12 protein-coding genes and 1 tRNA gene are annotated in these 19231 nt (G+C 42.0%); 6 read left to right on the top strand and 7 right to left on the bottom strand.

All coding sequences use genetic code 11. From position 1 onward, the window contains the following. Positions 1-472 precede the first annotated feature (472 nt). Positions 473-3622: a GH92 family glycosyl hydrolase gene (locus ACFGVS_RS25835; protein ID WP_439696156.1), complete on the bottom strand. Its 3150-nt coding sequence runs from the start codon at positions 3620-3622 to the stop codon at positions 473-475. 895 nt (positions 3623-4517) lie between these two features. On the opposite strand from ACFGVS_RS25835, the gene ACFGVS_RS25830 reads away from it, so the two are divergent. After that, on the top strand, positions 4518-4706 hold the full coding sequence (locus tag ACFGVS_RS25830; protein WP_439696154.1) for a hypothetical protein: 189 nt from the start codon (positions 4518-4520) through the stop codon (positions 4704-4706). Positions 4707-4770: 64 nt separating this feature from the next. Here ACFGVS_RS25830 and ACFGVS_RS25825 read toward each other — a convergent pair whose 3' ends face one another. Further along, positions 4771-5775 carry an NADP-dependent oxidoreductase gene (locus ACFGVS_RS25825; RefSeq protein WP_439696152.1) on the bottom strand — a complete coding sequence of 335 codons (1005 nt, stop codon included), beginning with the start codon at positions 5773-5775 and terminating at the stop codon, positions 4771-4773. Between the two features lie 392 nt (positions 5776-6167). Between ACFGVS_RS25825 and ACFGVS_RS25820 the strand changes: the two genes are divergently transcribed. Then, positions 6168-6587, top strand: coding sequence for a winged helix-turn-helix transcriptional regulator (locus ACFGVS_RS25820; RefSeq protein WP_439696150.1), 420 nt, complete (start codon positions 6168-6170; stop codon positions 6585-6587). Between the two features lie 586 nt (positions 6588-7173). On the opposite strand, the gene ACFGVS_RS25815 is transcribed toward ACFGVS_RS25820, so the two are convergent. Next, positions 7174-7246: transfer RNA gene (locus tag ACFGVS_RS25815), tRNA-Phe, on the bottom strand. A 293-nt stretch (positions 7247-7539) separates the two neighbouring features. Between ACFGVS_RS25815 and ACFGVS_RS25810 the strand changes: the two genes are divergently transcribed. The 4 genes from ACFGVS_RS25810 (at position 7540) to ACFGVS_RS25795 (ending at position 11616) form a co-directional block, all read left to right on the top strand. Continuing rightward, complete coding sequence (locus tag ACFGVS_RS25810; RefSeq protein ID WP_274209651.1) at positions 7540-7905, top strand: iron chaperone; 366 nt, start codon at positions 7540-7542, stop codon at positions 7903-7905. A gap of 158 nt (positions 7906-8063) precedes the next feature. Beyond that, a complete protein-coding gene (locus tag ACFGVS_RS25805) occupies positions 8064-8762 on the top strand; it encodes a hypothetical protein (protein ID WP_274209653.1) in 699 nt (232 codons plus the stop codon). 120 nt (positions 8763-8882) lie between these two features. Further along, a complete protein-coding gene (locus tag ACFGVS_RS25800; protein ID WP_439696147.1) occupies positions 8883-10262 on the top strand; it encodes a M16 family metallopeptidase in 1380 nt (459 codons plus the stop codon). 16 nt (positions 10263-10278) lie between these two features. Then, the gene (locus tag ACFGVS_RS25795; RefSeq protein ID WP_439696145.1) at positions 10279-11616 is read left to right on the top strand and encodes a M16 family metallopeptidase; all 1338 of its coding nucleotides are present in this window, start codon (positions 10279-10281) and stop codon (positions 11614-11616) included. 124 nt (positions 11617-11740) lie between these two features. On the opposite strand, the gene ACFGVS_RS25790 is transcribed toward ACFGVS_RS25795, so the two are convergent. From ACFGVS_RS25790 to abc-f, 4 genes are all read right to left on the bottom strand, one after another. Next, complete coding sequence (locus ACFGVS_RS25790; RefSeq protein ID WP_439696143.1) at positions 11741-12838, bottom strand: AI-2E family transporter; 1098 nt, start codon at positions 12836-12838, stop codon at positions 11741-11743. 150 nt (positions 12839-12988) lie between these two features. Continuing rightward, positions 12989-15421, bottom strand: a complete 2433-nt coding sequence (gene galB, locus ACFGVS_RS25785; protein ID WP_439696141.1) for a beta-galactosidase GalB — start codon at positions 15419-15421, stop codon at positions 12989-12991. Between the two features lie 317 nt (positions 15422-15738). Then, positions 15739-17100 (bottom strand): DUF5103 domain-containing protein, encoded by a 1362-nt coding sequence (locus ACFGVS_RS25780; RefSeq protein ID WP_439696139.1) that lies wholly within the window; start codon positions 17098-17100, stop codon positions 15739-15741. Between the two features lie 125 nt (positions 17101-17225). Beyond that, entirely contained in the window at positions 17226-19148 is a 1923-nt protein-coding gene (abc-f, locus tag ACFGVS_RS25775) for a ribosomal protection-like ABC-F family protein (protein ID WP_439696137.1), read from the bottom strand. Between the last annotated feature and the right edge of the window lie 83 nt (positions 19149-19231).

Raw genomic sequence — 19231 nt, 5'->3', positions numbered from 1 at the left:
AATTGCGTCTCCCGCGTTTAGTTCCGATTTGCAAGGGCCAAGGCTATGTTGCCTATGTGCAATTCAAACTTGCATTTATAATCAGCCTTATTATTTTGAATGCCCTACGGTCGACGCAAAATATTGCGTTTCTCCGTCATAAAGAAATCAAAGAAATTCAGGATTTGCATGGTTTGATTTGCATGTGGGAGACGCAAAGTATTGCGTCTCTACAAAAAAACACCTATTGTTTCCTATAAATAATGGCGTTATAAATCATGGCGTTGCCTGCGGCCCAGGTTATCCGCTCATACAGCACATGCGTTAGGCTCATGGCCGGTATCCGCTACTCCCCCTAACGCAAATCGTGATGTGCTTAAATATAAATCCTTCGATTGATGGGTGACAGATATTCCTCAAAGCCAAAAAAACTTGCGAGTTTACGAAACTTCGCAAGTTTAGTCCCAAGCGGGTTACGAGAAGCTATAATTACTTACTGAGCAGCCGGCAAGTCCTTAATACCCCATGCCTTATTTGGTTCCGGCCCCATTTCCAGCTTTAGCTCCCCTCCTTTTAACAATTCTGACGCTGGAAACCAGAAGGATTGTAACGCCTTACCGTTAAGCGTAGCGCTTTGTACATATTTATTATCCCTCGATACGTTTTTAGCCTCGATGGTAAAGCTTTGCCCCCTGCCGTACGCGCCGTTAAGGTGAATGGTTACCTTGGGGAAAATAGGGCTTCCTATTTCGTATATCGGATTTGCACTGGCGCCACCATCTGTTTGAAAAAGCCCTAATGCATTCATGATAAACCACGAACTCATTTGCCCCTGGTCTTCATCGCCCAGGTAGGCATTGGCTACCCCAAAGCCATAAAAACGGTCGACCACCGAGCGGCTCCATTTTTGGGTAAGCCAGGGCTGTTTGCCCCAGTTAAACAGGAACGCAAACTGCATACTTTGCTGGTTGCCCTGTATCACCGGGTAGTCCCAATACTGATCGCCGGGGGCATTAAACCTCAGCTTATAGCTTTCTTTAAAGCCCCAGCTTAGGCGGTCGATAAACTTATCCTGGCCTATCTTCTGTATCAGGCCGGGAACATCCTGGGGTACAAAAAACGTAAGCTGCCAGGCATTTCCTTCTACATAATGTTCATTAGCACCTGACCGGAACGGGTCAAAATTTGGATACCAGGTACCATCCGAATTTTTCATCCGTGAAAACCCAATCGTTGTGTCCATCGCATTTTTCCAATAGCCCGACCTGGTTTTAAAGGTGTCGTAAATGTCATTCCGGCCCAATGATTTTGCCAGCTGCGAAACTGTCCAATCGTCGTAGGCATACTCCATTGTATTTGAAAACCGGCCTTTATCATACGGTACATATTTGTATTTTAAATAGGCCTCCAGGTCTTCATTCCCTGCAAAGCCAGCCTTGCCCACTTTTTGCGCCGGCGTGGCTTGCATTTTCACCACAGCTTCAAGCACCTTTTTTGAATTATAATCGCGGATGCCCATCTGGTACGCGCCCACCATCAGCGGTATCTCGTGCTCAGCTACCATCACCGGAACGTAGTTCATGCCGGCGGGGCCTTTTGCAAGCCAGCCATCAGCATCGTACATAGCCAGCTGAGATTTTACCCAGTTTGACGACCATTCGGGCGTTGCCAGGTTCCAAAACTGGTTAAGGTTCCAAAAGGTGTTCCAAAACGCATCGCAACCCATTGCCGGCGATTTGGGGTCTTTTAATTGCTGCAGTTTTTTCGAGGCATCAATCCATTGCCCGTTTACATCGCTCCAGGTATTGCGGCTGGCCAGCGCACGGAACATGTTGCTATAAAACCGCATTTTCTCGCGGCTATCGTTGGTGCTTATCTCCAGGCGTCCCAATAACTGATTCCAGGTTTCCTTTTGGCCTTCCCGTACTTTCTCAAAGCTCCAGTTATATGGTTTGGTAATTTCTTCTGTTAAATTTTGTGCTGCATTATCAAGGCTCACCAGTGATATGCCACTACGGGTTTGTACCACCTGGTTTTCCCGCGTATCAAACTCCACATAAGCACCTGCATTTTTGGGGTCGATGGCGCCAATAATATCACCATCCCCTACTTTATTATTTACCCATGTGCCAAATTTGCGTATAGGGCGGTCAAACTCAATCACAAAATAAACCGTGTAGTTTTGATCGACCCCGCCCGACCATGCATCCTTTGTGAATTGCTTGCTTGATCCTTCTATCCGGGTATCGCTAACTTTCTTTAACGTAACATTCTTCAGGTTATAACCATATTCCGCCGGAATTTTCAAGTCGATCATCACCCTTGCGTTTTCAACTTTGGGGTAAGTGTAACGCTCAAAACCGCACCGGGTGGTTGCCGTAAGCTCGGCTTTAATGTGGTAATCGGTCAGCATTACTTTATAATAGCCCAGCGGCGCTTCCTCGCTCGATTTATCAATCTGCGAGCGGTAACCGCCATCGCGTTTACGCTCGTCGCCTATGCGGGTTTGCAGCGGGCCGCTGGTGGGCATCATACCCAGGCCAGCCATTGTCCATTCATGAATATGGCTAAACGTACCTATGCTTTCAAAAGTGGGGTCATACCCGCCCATCCAGCCCCCGTTTTGGTTATCGGGGCTTAGCTTAACCATTCCAAAAGGCATCCAGGGGCCAGGTGCAATCATCCACCTGGAGTGTGCCGATCCCAGGCGTGTATCCACATAATCTGCAGGTGTCTGCAGTTTATTGGGCAACCGCAGCACTATCCCTTTTTCAAGCAAAGTATCGTTGCAAAAAATTTCATAGCTGCTTTTTTTCGCGGCTGCAACAGCTGGCATAGGCGCTTCAAACACATACCTCGCCGAATCGAGTTTATCTGAAAAAATTATCTTGCCGTCCAGCTTAACCTGCAACTTAGGTTTACCATTTAGGTGTTGTACATCGACCAATAATGGCTGATATCTTTTTTTGTCTTGTTCAATTTCATACGTCGCAGGTTTAACGCTGCGCAAAAAGGCACTGTTTGGAGCAATTAGCTGCAATTCCTTTGGTCCATCCAGTTTAACCTGGTCAAATACCAACCATGAGCCATCTATGGAGGTAATTTGTATTTCGTTGCCCCCCTTGTGCAACAGCCCGTTTTTTATGGGAATGGTTAGCGCATAAGGATTGGCTTCACTAAGGTCACCTTCAACAACCTTATTGTCTTTACCTTTTGGAAGCCGGGTTTCAAACGACTTACCGTTGATAACCACCTTTACCAATGGCGGCAGGGCTGCATTATAGCCAACCATGCTTATGGTAAAATTACAAGCCCCATTAACTGGCATGGTTTTTACACCGAATAAAATATTCAGCACCTGCGAGTGGATGCCCGAAGTACCACCAGTGCCGCCCCAGTCATCATTTGGCCCAGGCAATACATATGGCCAATCAGTTTCGGGTTTAGATAGCCCGATCAGAAAAAAACGGTCTTCCCATCCAAAATCATGGTCTAAAAAATGTTGATATGCTGCAGGAGCCAATGCCATTCCCGAACTACAGCGGTCGGCTTTGCCTATTTGCCAAATCGCTTCCTGTTGAGCAACAGCCCGGTTAAGTGTAAAGCACAAGGCCGCCATTAAAAATGCACTTTTCCCATTCATCCTTATAATCATATATTCAAAATTGATTTACTTCAGTTAAATATGCAGAGATATGCTTCTCTAAACATTAATAAATTCCCCAATCTAACAGATTGGCTTAATAATGTACATACATAAATACATAAAATATTTCAATATGCAAATTTTAATGAAGTATGTCGAATAAATTTGTAGCCAGAGTTTGATTATTAATCAGAAAAAAGCGATAAGAAATTAAGTAAGATCATGTATTTATGCATATTTAAGCACCTGAAAATAAAATACATACGAGAAAAAAATATAAAACTCACCGAAGTTAAGTTTAAGCCAATTGAACGGCCAGTTCAAAATAGTTAAAAGATCCTCGGGTAAGCTCACCCCAGTCAGGGTTTCGCAGGCGTTTGACAAGTTTTTCTCGCTTGTTGTTCATCGGAAAACAATGACTTTTCCTTTTTCCCCAACTTTTCAACATGATCCACTATTTCAGATGTTGCATGCGTAATAATTACGAGGCAGAGTAATAAAAAAGCCTTTAATCTTTCGACTAAAGGCTTTCTACTTTTTCTGTGACGGCTACTGTACAAATCTTGAACTATTTCCTCTCTGATTTGCGTTTAATCGCCGATTTAGACTTATAAATTGGGGGTATATTTATAGAATTACAAGTTCGATAAGAATCTTTCGTTAGCCTCAAAAGGGAATGCTTTTAACATTTGTTAGAATTTTCAGAGGTTATTAATCACTTTTCCTTTGGGTTCATTATACCACGGAACAAAATTTACCGTCGAAGGCATTTCAGAATCGCTTAGTTATGAAATGGCGCAATTTGGCGATAAGTAAAAATTGTTGAGCCAGGTATGAGGCCTATAGTAACGACGAAAATATGACTGAATATCAATAGCTTGTTAATTCTTTGATGGTAGCAACGTCCGCAATGGCTAAAAATGCTTCACCTGCAAGTGTGGTGGCCGGAGTAATATTTAAAGCCGCAACAGATCAATTAAGCTATACAACGGGAGAAGATGCCAAAATGCTTACGGCAAACTGTCAGCAATACGATGACCCTGCATTTATAGGCAGTATAAAATCACAGTTTAGCCTTTAAATAGTAGAAATATGAATCCAATTGCAAAATGTTTCACCGTTCAAACTTTCCGCAGCCAGACAAACTACTTAACCTTGACAACAACTTTTCCTTTGGCACGACCAGTTTCAACATAAGCCATTGCTTCGTTTGTTTGTTCAAACGGAAACACTTTATCAATTATTGGACGGATTTTTCCTGCTTCAATCAAAGCTGTAATTTCGCTTAACTGTTTGCCTTCTGGCTTCATAAACAAAAACTTAAAATTGACATTCAATTTTTTTGCTTTTCGTCTTGTAGACAAACTCAACAAATTGGTGAGCATTTGCAGGTGCCAGCCCAAACCGATTTCTTTGGCAAATTCGGCTGTTGGTGGACCTGTAAGAGAAACCAATGTACCACCTTGTTTCAAAATTTTCAAAGAATTTTTAAGCACTTTTGCATCTTTAATGCTATGTAGCACAACATCATAATCTTTTAAAATATTGACAAAATCTTCTTTTTTGTAATCAATTACTAAATCAGCACCCAAACTTTTAACCAATTCAATATTTGTTGTGCTTGTGGTTGTAGCAACATAAGCACCAATATGTTTTGCCAGCTGAATGGCAAATGTACCAACACCACCAGAACCTGCTTGTATAAATACTTTTTGACCTTTTTTTAGTTTTGCAATTTTAACAAGTACTTGCCAGGAAGTAAGCCCAACCACAGGAATAGATGCAGACTCTTCCATGGAAAGATTTTTTGGTTTTAAAGCCAAATCATTTTCATTTACAGCAATATATTCAGCAAAAGTGCCAATTTTAAAATCAGATGGCCTTGCATAAACTTCATCGCCAACTTTAAATTGAGCAACCTTTGCACCTGCTTTTGTAACAACGCCTGCCATATCCTGTCCATTTACAAACGGTGTTTTGTAGGGCAGAAATAATTTAAAGTCGCCATTTTTAAGCATTGTATCTGACAAGTTTATGGCTGCTGCATTGATTTGAACCAATACCTCATTTTCATTTATTGTTGGTTGTGCCCAATCGGTTAAATGTAATTTTTCTTTTTTGCCGTAGCGTTCTACTGTAAATGCTTTCATTTTTATTGATTTTTTAGATTTGTTTATATTTTGATAATAGAATTTTCAAATGTTTTGTAAGCGAAATGCTGTATTGTCAAAAACAACGAAGCACCTTGCTAACAGGATGGATTTACGAATGACTTTACAGAATTATCATCAGCAATATCCAACGCCAATATTTTAAATGGCACTTGTATCTACTTGGGTTGCGACTTGTGCCAACTCCTTGTAACCACTTTCGTGTAGCTTGGTTGCCACTGTCAAACCAAAGCCTAACGAAGCGATTGTTCATTTTATACTTTGACTATTTATTTATAAATTTGCTTTCATTTTGCAAGTGCAAATATATAAACAACTTTCAAAATGCAAGCAATTATTGAATTCTTTTTAAGAAGTTTATGAATAAGAGAATGGAAACAGTAAAAAAAAGGTCGGACTGCCCTATCAGTTGTTCACTTGACATTTTTGGCGACAGGTGGTCGCTATTGATTATTAGAGATATGATGTTCCATAATAAATCAACTTATGGCGACTTTTTAAAATCAGCAGAAGGTATAGCGACAAACATTTTAGCATCAAGACTTCAAAGTTTAGAAGAAAACAAACTCATCGAAAAGTTAGAACACCCGGACAGTAAGGCAAAAGTGTTATATAAACTTACTCAAAAGGCAATAGACTTATTACCAATAATTATAGAAGTTCATTTGTGGGCAGAAAAGTATTTGGACATTCCAGCCGAGTTAAAAGTAATGATAAAGGAAGCAAAGAAAGACAAGAATGAATTTATTAAGTTAACGACACGACAATTAAAGAAACAAATTGCACCCTGAAAAAGGGCGAACGGCTAACGTTGGTTTGGCAATATGACGACAGAAGTGCTTCTATGAAATATTTGTGCAAGGTTCAACAGCAGCGGTTCTAATAAACTGTTGAGCTAAAATCCGCCACATCGCCAAGCTCAGAACCGTTATGTTATATGCAACCCTGACCAGCGGTAAATTAATTACCGTCCGAAGCCGATTGAGTTATCCTTTACTTTTGAATTTTATTTAAATAGGGCGTTGCGACACATTCCCGTTTGCTGATGGAATTCAATTAATTTAAGCGTTGGTCCCTGAACACATTTGGAGGAACGCCAACCTCTTTTTTTAATAAACGGGAGAAACAGATTGGATTTTCAAAGCCTAAAAGAAACGCTATTTCTGCAATGTGTATATTAATGGAGATGTGACACCCTGTTTCGGGCGAAATTGACCCAGGGGTTAGCTGACTTTTGGGTTGCAGCAAATGCTATGAAAGCACGTACAAAAATAGTTATTTAAAAGGTAATTTCATTAAAACTACGTTTGGAGCATACAGAGGCTCTTTCTCCACAAAAAAAGCCTCTTAGAATTAACTAAGAAGCTTTTGAAAGTGTGGTATCAGCTGGGATCGAACCAGCGACACAAGGATTTTCAGTCCTTTGCTCTACCGACTGAGCTATGATACCTCCTTTTGGGGAGTGCAAATGTAGCTTTTTTTTTGTGTTTGAGAATTATTTTTTGAAAATAGTTTAAAAAAAGCGCTCAACATACTGTAACAAAGGGTATTATTTTTACTATGACACCATTACCCTTGCTCATTACCTTAATTACCATTTATCTTTCTGTTTAGTCAGCATTCTCCCCAATATAAAAAACCGATGTATAAAAATAATCTAACTACTACATTTTGTACAGGTTTTGTATATTTAGGTGTTTAAAACATTTACAAACCTGGCTATCAAGGCCTAAAACCAATGTTATGATGACAACTAAACCAGCCTCTATCGATGAATATATTGCAGCCTTCCCCCATGATGTTCAGCAAATACTGCAACAGGTACGTGCTACCATCCAGAAAGCGGCTCCCGAAGCCAAAGAAAAAATAAGCTATGCAATGCCTGCCTTTACCCTCCACGGCAACCTTATTTACTTTGCGGGCTATAAAAACCATATTGGACTTTACCCTACACCGGGCGGAATAGATGAATTTAAAGAAGAACTATCCAACTACAAAGGTGCCAAAGGATCGGTTCAATTCCCCCTGGATAAACCAATGCCTTTAGATTTGATAACCAGGATTACCAAATTCCTGGTAAAACGGAACCTGGAAAAAGCAAAAAAGTAAAACCTTTTTATTTAAATAATTCATATTGCCGCAGGGTTTAATAGTTGTCTCACATACAAAAGGCCCGGTAAACCCTTTCAAATCTTTGAACGGCATCATCTTCCTGAACAACGTTGTAAAAATAAAACTGAGTAAAATCGTGTTATCTTTGTAACGCTATGAAAAATCTATCTTTTTATATTTTGTCTGTTGCCCTCTTTGCATCCGCCTGCACAAAAAAAGACGTTGCCTGGTACAGCATATCCAAAGTAACTAAATCAGACACGGCCAGTAAGGTTATCGTTAATATCAAAACCCGACTGACGAAAGAACAACTGCTTGGCATCGCCGGAAAAATAAAATCAGACAGTGCAGCTTTGCCTAACCTGCAACTATGTTATATGCTGCCCGGCCATAATGATAAAAATACCGGATCGAACAATTTTTACGCCATTGCCAAATATCCCAGTGCCCAAACGGCAACTATGCAGGATACATTAAAAGATTCGGAAGGCAACGTTGTAAGGCTGAAAATAACCGGCGTATCTGCACAGATGGCCCAAAAACTGGTTAATTTTCATCCAAAGGAATTAAAAGACCAAAACTTTTTCGGGCACTTTATTGATGATAACAACCATACCGTTATTATTCCCTTCAGGGATTTAACCGATCCGAAGAAGGAGTATTATATACTGGAATTGGATACAACAGGCAAAGTGGTATCTGCAACAATCCCAACTGTGGTTACTAAGGATGGTATCGAAAAATGGTTTGTGACTGATCGTGGAGATTATATCACCATAAAAGATAGCATACTCACCCAATACTCTATTGATGATTTAGGCATGCCTTACAATAGTATTAAATCGGGCTTATAAATAATATACGTAATCAGTTTATACCTTTTAACTAAAAATTAAGTTAAAAAAGGATAATTTTTTCCTTTTCCTAATTTATACCAATATATTTATAGTGTTTAAAACATTATAAATATATCTATGACCCAAAATCTTATTAAAACCTTAACACTGAGTGTTATCGGGGTTTTTAGCTTTTGCCTTGCAATTGCCCAGCCCCGGCTGCCGGAAGGCTACTTCTGGAAAAAGCTTCCAAACGGACTGGAAGTTGTTGTTATTGAAAATAGCAAAGTGCCTTTGGCTACTATTGAAATTGCCGTAAAAAACGGTGCTTATACCGAGGGCCCCGAATTCAGCGGCCTGTCGCACATGTTCGAGCATATGTTTTTTAAAGCCAACAAAGATTATCCAGACCAGGCATCATTTCTGAAACGTACGCAAGAACTTGGCGCCATATGGAATGGCACTACCGATGTAGAGCGCGTAAACTATTTTTTTACTTTTGACAGGGATAGCCTTAGCGCAGGTTTAAAATTCATGAACGCAGCCATCCGCTTTCCTATTTACCGCGAGGAGGATATGAAAAAGGAACGTCCTGTTGTGGACGGCGAGTTTCAGCGTGCCGAAAGCGATCCGGGTTTCCAGTTATGGTACGGTATCCAGCAAAAGTTATGGGGCGACCTCATCACCCGTAAAAATCCAATCGGTATTCACGAAGTGATTAACACCGCTACGCCCGAGAAAATGATGGTCATCAAAAACAAATATTATTTCCCTAACAACAGTTTGCTTACTATTTGCGGCGACGTAAAACATGATGTAGCTTTTGCCATGGCCGAAAAAATATTTGGCGATTGGCAAAGCAGTGGTTTCAACCCGCACGAAAAATACCCTATCCCCGCATTTAAGCCATTAACCAAAAAAGAATATTTTATTAAAGAAACCACTATAGCGCAAACACCATCAATGCAAATTTCATGGCAGGGGCCGTCGTATTTAACAGATTCGGCCTCTACCGTTGCTGCCGATTTGTTTGGCACCATTGTAGGTTTAAACTCATCAAAATTACAGCAGGCTTTGGTTGATAAAGGGCTGGCAAGCAGCGTATATGTAAGCTACACAACCAGCAAATACGTTGGGCCTATTGATATGGGTATTGAGCCGAACCCAACCAAACTTAAAGAATGCTATGACGAGGTAATAAACCAGATAAGCCTATGGGCAAAGGATGATTACTACACCGACGAGCAACTGAAAGACGCAAAGGCTATATTATTGCGTAACAGCATTCACCGTAAAGAAAAGCCGTCAACCCTGGCCAGCCAGTTGAGTTACCAATGGTGCAGCACATCGCTCAATTTTGCTACCGACCTTGATAGTAATTACCAAAAGATAACCCGTGCCGATATCAAAAAGTTTGTGGATACCTATATCATCGGTAAACCATACGCTGCAGGCTTGATTATATCGCCCGATTTGAGTAAACAACTGAATGCAGCTTCATTTTTTGTAGCTAAGTAATTTAAAAGATCTTATCATGATGAAGAAATATATGTTGGGCCTGCTGATTATAGCGGCGATAGGAAATATAAAAACAGTACAGGCACAAAAAGCAGCTTACGAAACTTCGGTTGATGGCGTTAAGGTGATTGTACAGCCAAGCGGCAACGATATTGTAGAGATACAAACCATTATTAAAGGCGGCGTACAAAACTACTCTGCTGAGAAAATGGGGATCGAATCGATGGCGATGAATGCCCTTACCGAGTGCGGTACTGTTAAACACGATAAAAACGCGTTTAAAGATATATTGGATAAAGTAAGCGCTACAGTTTATGGCTATAGTAACAAAAACTATTCGGTAGTACGCATGAATTGCATTAAAAGCGATTTAGACGTGGTTTGGCCGCTATATGTTGAGGCCATGACCCAGCCACGTTTTGACGCCAAGGAGTTTGCCCGTATTAAACAGGACGCCATTACTAATTTAAAAAGCCTTGACTCCAGGCCGGACAATGCCATTGATAAGTTTGCCGATAAAGTTGCATTTGCAAATCGCGACTATGCCAAAGATCCGATGGGAACAGTAGACATACTGACCAAATTAACGCCCGAAGAAACCAAAGCTTATTATACGTCCATCTTCACCAAATCGCGCTTACTGATAGTTGTTGTGGCCGATCTTGATCAGGCTACTATCGAGGCCAAAGTAAAAGCGATGTTGGATGGTGTTAAAAAAGGCCCCGCTTTCGCGTTTAAAAAAGCATCATTCAAGGTTTACAAAAACAGCATTAATGTGGAGCAGCGCGATTTAGCCACCAACTATGTTGAAGGTATCACGAGCGGCCCTATACCGGGTACCGAAGATTTTGACGCATTTAACGTAGCCATGCGAATTTTTGCTAACCGCCACTTTTTAGATGTGCGTACCAATAATGGCTTATCATATGCACCGCAGGCCTGGTTTAGCGTTGGGCAAACATCAACCGCACGTTTTTCGGTATCAACCACGCAGCCAGATAAATATATAGCCGTGTTTGATAAACTGGTTGATAAAGTAAAAACAGAAGGCTTTAAACCCGAAGAAGTAGCCAACATGAAGGTTACCTACCTAACCGGTTTTTATTATAAAAACGAAACCAATAGCGCCCAGGCATCATCTATCGCATCAAACGAAGTGTTATTTGATAACTGGAAACGCTCATTAACTTTGGTTGATGATGTTAAAAAATTAACTGTTGAGCAGGTTAACAACGCCTTTAAAACCTACATCAACAATATTGTGTGGGTATACCAGGGCGACCCTAAAAAAGTAAACCAGGTTTTATACATCAACGGAACCCTGAACAAAGGCGAAAACGGTGTCAATCACTAATTTAAGTCAAAATTTAAAAATCAAAAGTCAAAATTGCATAGCGGTTTTGGCTTTTGATTTTTATAGCCTCCATTATATTGACCGCTTTGCTTCCTTTTTTGAATTTTTACTTTTGAATTTTTACTTACTTCACAGGTAGAATAACTTTCTTCCTCCTCTTCCATATCTCACCTTTGTGGCGGGTGGGTACAGTGTCACCAAGTAGTTTGCCCCATGGTTTAAGGCCGTCTATCCGGTCGAAAATAATTTTCAACACGGCCAGGAACGGAATGGATAAGAACATGCCAGATAGCCCCCACAGCATATTACCCAAAAATACTACGATTATAGACATGAGTGCGTTGATCTGAACCTTTGATGATACTATATTGGGCACCAGGATATTGTTATCAATAAACTGGATTACCAGGTAAGCCCCAATTACGCCCAATTGTGTTGTGTAGCCATCTTTGGTAACTGTAGCCATCAATACAGGCAAGGCTATGGCAATAATGCCGCCCAAATAGGGCACCAGGTTAAGGATAGCGCCGATAACTCCAATCAGGATGCCATACTTTACACCAAGCAGTATAAGCGCCAGCGAATTCAGCGCCGCCACAATTATCATCTCAATTAACAAACCTATGATATAGCTTTGCACAGCGGCTTTAGTTTCCTGCAATACATCGGCTACGCGTTTGGAGTTCTCCTCAGAAAACACTTCGTAAAAAAAGTTGAGCAGTAAAGTTTTATAATAAAGTACCAGGAAAACATAAACCGGTATAATAAATACCAACCCAAATATACCTAATACCGAACCCAGGGTACTACCCAACAGTGATTGGCTGTTATTCATTGCCTCTTTAATAAGCAGGTTTTGCTTTTGTACGGGGTAACCAAAAGTTGTTGCCACCCATGATTGCGCCGAGGCCGAGATAGTTGCAAATTTTTGCTTCAGCACGGGCAGCGAATCGCCAAACTGGATTATTTGGGTAGATAGAAAATAAAACAACCCCGCTATGGCTATGGATGCCAACAACAAGGTAATGGAAATAGCTATTGCTTTAGGCACCTTTTTCTTTTCCAGCCAATTGCAAACCGGGTTCAACAAAATGGCGATAAATAAGGAGTATGCTACGGGTACAAAAACATCGGCCAGCTGGTAAAATATGTAAACCAATAAAATGAGCCCGAACATGATAACGGTGCTCTTAAGATAAAACGGGTATTCTTTGGCAGGCATAAAACAAGGTAATAAAGTATTACCAATTAATGGGTTAAACGCCCAATTGTTTTACGGATATTAAATGTTTATGCATTTAAAATAAAAATGCCATTGCCTTTGGTCTAACAAAAGCAATGACATATCGGTATTTCTTTAGATTGCGGTTGGTTATTTCGCAGTCAACGTAATTGTAGCAGTAGGCAAGCCTTTTGATGTTGCTGTAAATGTAACAGCGCCTGCTTTTTCCTTTGCCTGTACAATGGCCAGTGCTAAGCCGTGGAAAGCTTTACGGTACGATACCTTGAAAGAATCGTGTGTAACAGGATCGCCGTTATCAACGCTGGCTACAAAGGCAGGGCCGCTTATTTTAAAGTCGACCAGGTTATCTGCATCGGGTACCATGTTACCTTCTTTATCTAATATTTTTACGGTGATGAACGACAGGTCTTTTCCATCAGCTTTGATGAGCTTGCGGTCGGCCGATAGTTCGATCTTAGCCGGCTCGCCGGCAGTATGGATAAGTTTGGTTAACACTACTTTGCCATTGTTACGCGATACGGCTTTTAGCGTACCTGGCTCATATTTTACGCGCCACATGATGTGCAGATCGTCGCCGGTTTTCTTTTTGGTGCCTAATGATTTGCCGTTCAGGAAAAGCTCCACTTCATCGGCATTATTGTAATAAGCCCAAACGTCAACCATTTTGCCCGGAGTCCAGTTCCAGTGCGGGAAAATATGCAGTACCGGCTTATTTGTCCACTCGCTTTGATACATGTAGTACACATCTTTAGGGAAACCGGCTAAATCAACAATACCAAAGTACGAACTGCGCGACGGCCAGCTATATGGTGTAGGTTCGCCTAAATAATCAAAGCCTGTCCAAATGAACATCCCCGAAAGGAAATCATATTTCTTCATCACCTTCCAGGTCATCTCATGGGTCGATCCCCATGGTGGTCGTACGTTGTCATAAGCCGACACATTATTACCTTCTCTTTCAAATGGTTTATCCCATTTTTCGGGCCATACACGGATGCTATCTGATGGCATCTCATAAAATCCGCGTGTCTCCAGCCCGGATGTTGTCTCGGTAGCTATGAATTTTTTACCGGGGTAGCGGTCATGAAAACCGGCATACTCCCCTTCATGATAATTGTAACCCACTAAATCTAACGCGCCTGAAGCTATGATCTTATTTTTTGCATCCGGGTTGTTGTTGGCTGCTGTAATAGGGCGGGTAGTATCAAGGCTATGCACTATGGCAGCAAGCTCCGGTGCTATCCTTAAAGCCGTGGAATCATGCTGTTGCGGAATTTCGTTACCAATACTCCATATCATTACACTTGGGTGGTTACGGTCGCGCAGTACCTGGTCTTCTAAGTCGCGTTTATGCCATTCTTTAAAAAACAGGTGATAATCGTATTTAACCTTTTCCCATTCCCAGCAATCAAAAGCTTCGTCCATTACAATGAAACCCATTTTATCGCAAAGGTCAAGCAATTCAGGCGCTGGCGGATTGTGCGAGGTACGGATACCATTACAACCCATCGCCTTTAAAATTTGTAGCTGGCGCTCCAATGCACGGGTGTTAATGGCCGCGCCAAGGCTGCCCAGGTCATGATGATCGCATACGCCTAAAATTTTCATGGGTTTGCCATTCAGGCTGAAACCTTTATCCAGGTCGAAGTTGAAATAGCGGATACCTACGGGGGTAGTATACTCATCAATAACAGTTTTGCCAGCCAGTACCTGCGTAACCGCTTTGTATAAATAAGGCTTATCAACACTCCACAAGGTTGGATTTTTTACTGCAAGGGTAGTGCTTGTTTCAAATAAAGTATCCTGTAATTGTGCTTTAGATGGTATCGCTCCGCCGCCTGCAACCGCTTTACCAAGAGCATCATATAAAGTAGTTTTTACAACCAGCCCAGCAGCAGATGATCCGTGTTTTACGCTTACTTTGATATTTACTTTTGCCGATGCATTGCTTACATCTGTAGTGGTTACAAAGGTCCCCCAATGGTTAATAGCAGTTTTAGCGGTAGTAACCAGCCACACATTCCTGTAAATACCAGAACCGGAATACCAGCGCGAATTTGGCTGAACCGAGTTATCAACCTTAACAGCTATAACGTTATTACCGCCAAAATTTAGATACGGAGTTAGCTCATAGCGAAATGAAATATACCCATTAGGCCTGAAACCAAGCAGGTGCCCGTTAATCCACACTTTGCTTTTTTGGTAAACGCCGTCAAAATCAATGTATACCAATTTGCCTTTTGATGATGCCGGAACGGTAAATGATTTACGATACCAGCCTATGCCGCCCGGCAGTGCACCGCCTTCGGGTGTTGCAGGGTTATCTTTGCTGAATTTGCCTTCAACGCTCCAGTCATGGGGCAGGTTAAGGCTGCGCCATTTGGCATCGCTGGTGGCGGGCTTTTCGGCATCAGCCACCTCGCCCAGGTTAAAGCGCCATCCTTTGTCAAAATCCAGTGTTTGACGGGTTTGCTGAGCAAACGATTTGGCGCTAAAAAACAGCGCGACAAGCAACAGGCCACTAAGCTTAATGACCTTTTGGAAAGATTTTATAGCGTACATAAAGGCAACAATTGGATTAAATGTAATTACGACACTAAATTATAAATAATTGTGGGATTTAGAAATAAAGAACCTTTCATCCTAACGCACGAAAGAATGACAAACTTCATTTTCTGTCATCCTGAGCGATAGCGAAGGATCTATTGTAAGCCATGCATAACCGCCAACAAAGTCCGCGAATAGATCCTTCGTGCCTCAGGATGACAGTAGTTTATTTTTGAATGTCATTTCCCCGTTCAAAGTTTCGCGAAATTTTACCACTCAGAATAACAGTAGTATAAACTACAACCGGACGGGACGTGATATGGTGAATACGATTACTTCTTCACCGTATTCACCATACTAAAGCCTACCAGCTCGTCCCAGCGGGCTGTTGCGGGGCGGTAGTAAACCAGTAGCTGGTAATCGTTTTCGGTTTCAAAGTGGCTACCTTCAATGGGTACATCGTCGGCTTTTTTAGTTGCGTTGTCAACCCAAACATATTCGTAATCATATACGCCCTGCTTTAGCAACAGGTTGATATAATAGCGGCCATTCTCGTCGCGTGTAAGTTTACTGCGTTCGTCAATTTTGTAATCGTTAAACATACCTACAATGTATGGCGTGCCGTCGTTCCCCGTGGTATTTGCGGCCAGGCTAAAATAAACGCGGGCGTAGTCAGCGTCGTTACGTGGGTCGCTGCCGTCCTGGTTCAGGATATAAAACTTCCCGTTGTTATCAAAGTACTGTACATAATTGGGGTTATTGCGCCAGGGGTCGCCAATCAGCACCACTATGTTGGCGGTATCTTTATAAATCCTGGCCACCCTTTGCGAATTGAGCTTAAGCGTACGCAAATCAAACAGCCTGAATTCGTTACGGCCCGGGAAATCGTTAATAGCTACATCATTATAAACTAACGAAGTGCCGCGGATATTGGTAGGCCGGGTATTTAAAATACCCGTTGATGTACGTGCATTCTGCATTACAAAAACCCGGATATCATAAGATGGATTTTGCACCCTAAGGCTCCCATAATCGACAGTGAAGTTTAACTTTTGATTGGTTTGGCGAGTTTGCGTACTTGGCGAAGCAAGCGTATTGGCCGCAATTGAAACCTTTTGACCCACCACGTATAAACGCCGGGTAAGGATCATTTTGGATTGATCGCCATCCTCATAAACCTTCAGGATGTAATTGCCGGATATTTTGGGCGCGATATTATCATTAGGGATCTGCTGCTCGTAATGCGTATATTTTTGGAACGTACCTATGGAGTAGCTAAAGGTATAAAACCTATCGTCCTGGAAACTTTGCAGGTACTCGGCCGGCGAAAGGTTTGAAGAGTTCCAGTTGGCATCACAATGCTCGATAGTGTAATTGTAATTGCGGGTGCCGCCACGCAGGTCGTCAAAAGCCAGAAGCACTTTATCATCGCTGCCCAGGTTTATAACCGGGAATGGCTGCTTGCCTGTGCCGTTAAACTCCACACTTTTAATAGCAGGGTTGTAAACATTGTTATCATAAGGGGATTGGGCAAGGGTTTGAAGGGAGAGGCAGGTGAAGAAGAATAAGTAAACCAGCCTCAAAAACCGAGCGTCATTGCGAGGCACGAAGCAATCCCCGATATGCAAAGTGGCCTTGCAAGGTTGCCTTGTATAGTTGGGGATTGCTTCGTACCTCGCAATGACGGGTTTCATAGATAATTAGTTATAATACTACGTCATTGCGAGCGCAGCGTGGCAACCTCGTCGGATGCAAAGCGAATATGCACAGTTCGCGATTGCTTCGTTCCTCGCAATGACATGTTTCTGGTATGTAATACTTATGCTTCCAACTCCAATATCTGCTCCGCCAAAGTCTCCCATTTTTGCTGAATTTGTTTCAGCTCGGCTTGCTTTTGGTTGTAAGCGGCGTTGGTTTCTTTTAGCTTTTGGCTGTCGGTGTATATTTTTGTATCGCCCAGTTTGGCTTCAAACTCTTTCACTGTTTTATCAAGCGCGGCAATTTGTTCTTCCATTTTGGCCAGGTCCTGGTTCAGTTTTTTTAACTGCTGATGCTTGTTTTCGCCGTGCTGTTGTTTAGCGGGCTCGGGCTTCTTCTCCTCTTTCTTAGGCTGAGGTGCAGGTGCTGCCGCTTTTGGCTCTAACTTGCGTTTTGAATACCACTCGTCAAATTCGGCGTAGGTTCCAGGATATATCTTTATTTTCTGATCTTCAATAAACCAAATCTTGTTGGCCACATTATCAAGGAAATACCTATCGTGAGATACCACGATAAAAGTACCTTCGTACTGTTCCAGGGCCTGTATCAGGATATTTACCGATTGCATATCCAGGTGGTTGGTAGGCTCATCCAGTACCAGGAAGTTGGCATCCGCAGTAAGCGCTTTGGCTAAAGCCACGCGTGATTTTTCGCCCCCGGATAATACCTTAATCTTTTTAAACACATCATCACCAGTAAACAAAAATGAGCCCAAAATGGTACGTAGTTCGGTATCGGTATGTTTTGGCGCAAATGCCTGCAATTCCTGTAAAATCTGGTGTTCCAGGTGTAATGATTCCAGCTGGTGCTGGGCAAAAAAGGTAGTAGTTACGTTATGGCCGGTGGTTACTTTGCCGGTGTAATCATGATCGGCATTGGCAATAATGCGCAGCAAGGTTGATTTACCTTTACCGTTGGCCCCTATCAAAGCAATTTTATCGCCTTTTTCAATTACAGCTTCGCCACCATCCAAAATATCAATGGCAGGGTATTTTTTAACAATATCCTCTAAGGTTACCACGTGCCTGCCCGATTGTTTAGAGAAACGGAAGGCAAAGTTTACCGATGGGTTATCATCATCCACGTCATCAACCCGCTCCATTTTATCAAGCATTTTGATACGCGATTGCGCCATTTTTGCTTTGGATGCCTTGGCGCGGAAACGCTCGATCAAACGTTCTTCCTGTTTTATTTTTGATTGCTGGTTTTTAAACTCACCTCGTTGAATTTCTTCTCGCAGCGCTTTTTCTTCCAGGTAGAAAGTGTAGTTGCCCGCGTAAACAGTCAGCTTACCTTTGCGCGATTCAACCGTGCGGTTAATAACCTTATCCAAAAACCACCTATCGTGCGATACGATGATGATGGCACCGTTAAAAGCTTTCAAATAATCTTCCAGCCACTGGATGGATGGTAAGTCAAGGTGGTTGGTAGGCTCATCCAGTAAAAGGATATCTGGTGCCTGCAAAAGGATTTTGGCCAGCATTACCCGCATACGCCATCCGCCCGAAAAAGTGCTTAGCTTACGCTGGCAATCCTGTTCGCTAAAGCCCAAACCGGCCAAAATTTCGTGCGCTTTGTATTCAATGTTATAACCATCCAACAGTTCAAACTCATGCTGTTTATCGCTTAGCTTGTTTATCAGGTCTTCGGTATAATCGGTTTCGAGTTTTTTTAGTAAAACTTCTATCTCGTCGTGCAACTGGTTTTGGCGCTCAAAAGCTTCCATGGCCACATGCACAATATTTTTATCAGATGAGTATGACAGCAAATCCTGGTTAAGGTAACCCATGGTAAGGTCCTTAGCCATTGATATGGTGCCCGATGTAGGTTTATAGTCGCCTACAATAATTTTCAGAAGGGTAGTTTTACCTGTTCCATTGGCACCTATTAAACCAATTTTTTCACCAGGTTTTATATGCCAGTTGGCTTCATCGTAAAGGGCCCGCGCACCAATCTCAAACGTAAGGTTATTTATAGCAATCATTTGGGCGCAAAGATACGGTTTTTGAGCCGTATTTTGGCAGGCCCGAGGTGAAAGGTAAAAGGCTAAAGGTGAAAGGTATTAAG

This window comes from Mucilaginibacter sediminis (assembly GCF_051903035.1).
In the GTDB taxonomy this organism is placed as follows: Bacteria; Bacteroidota; Bacteroidia; order Sphingobacteriales; family Sphingobacteriaceae; genus Mucilaginibacter.
Note: the sequence above shows the minus strand (reverse complement) of the source record. Positions and strands in the feature narration are given on the sequence as shown.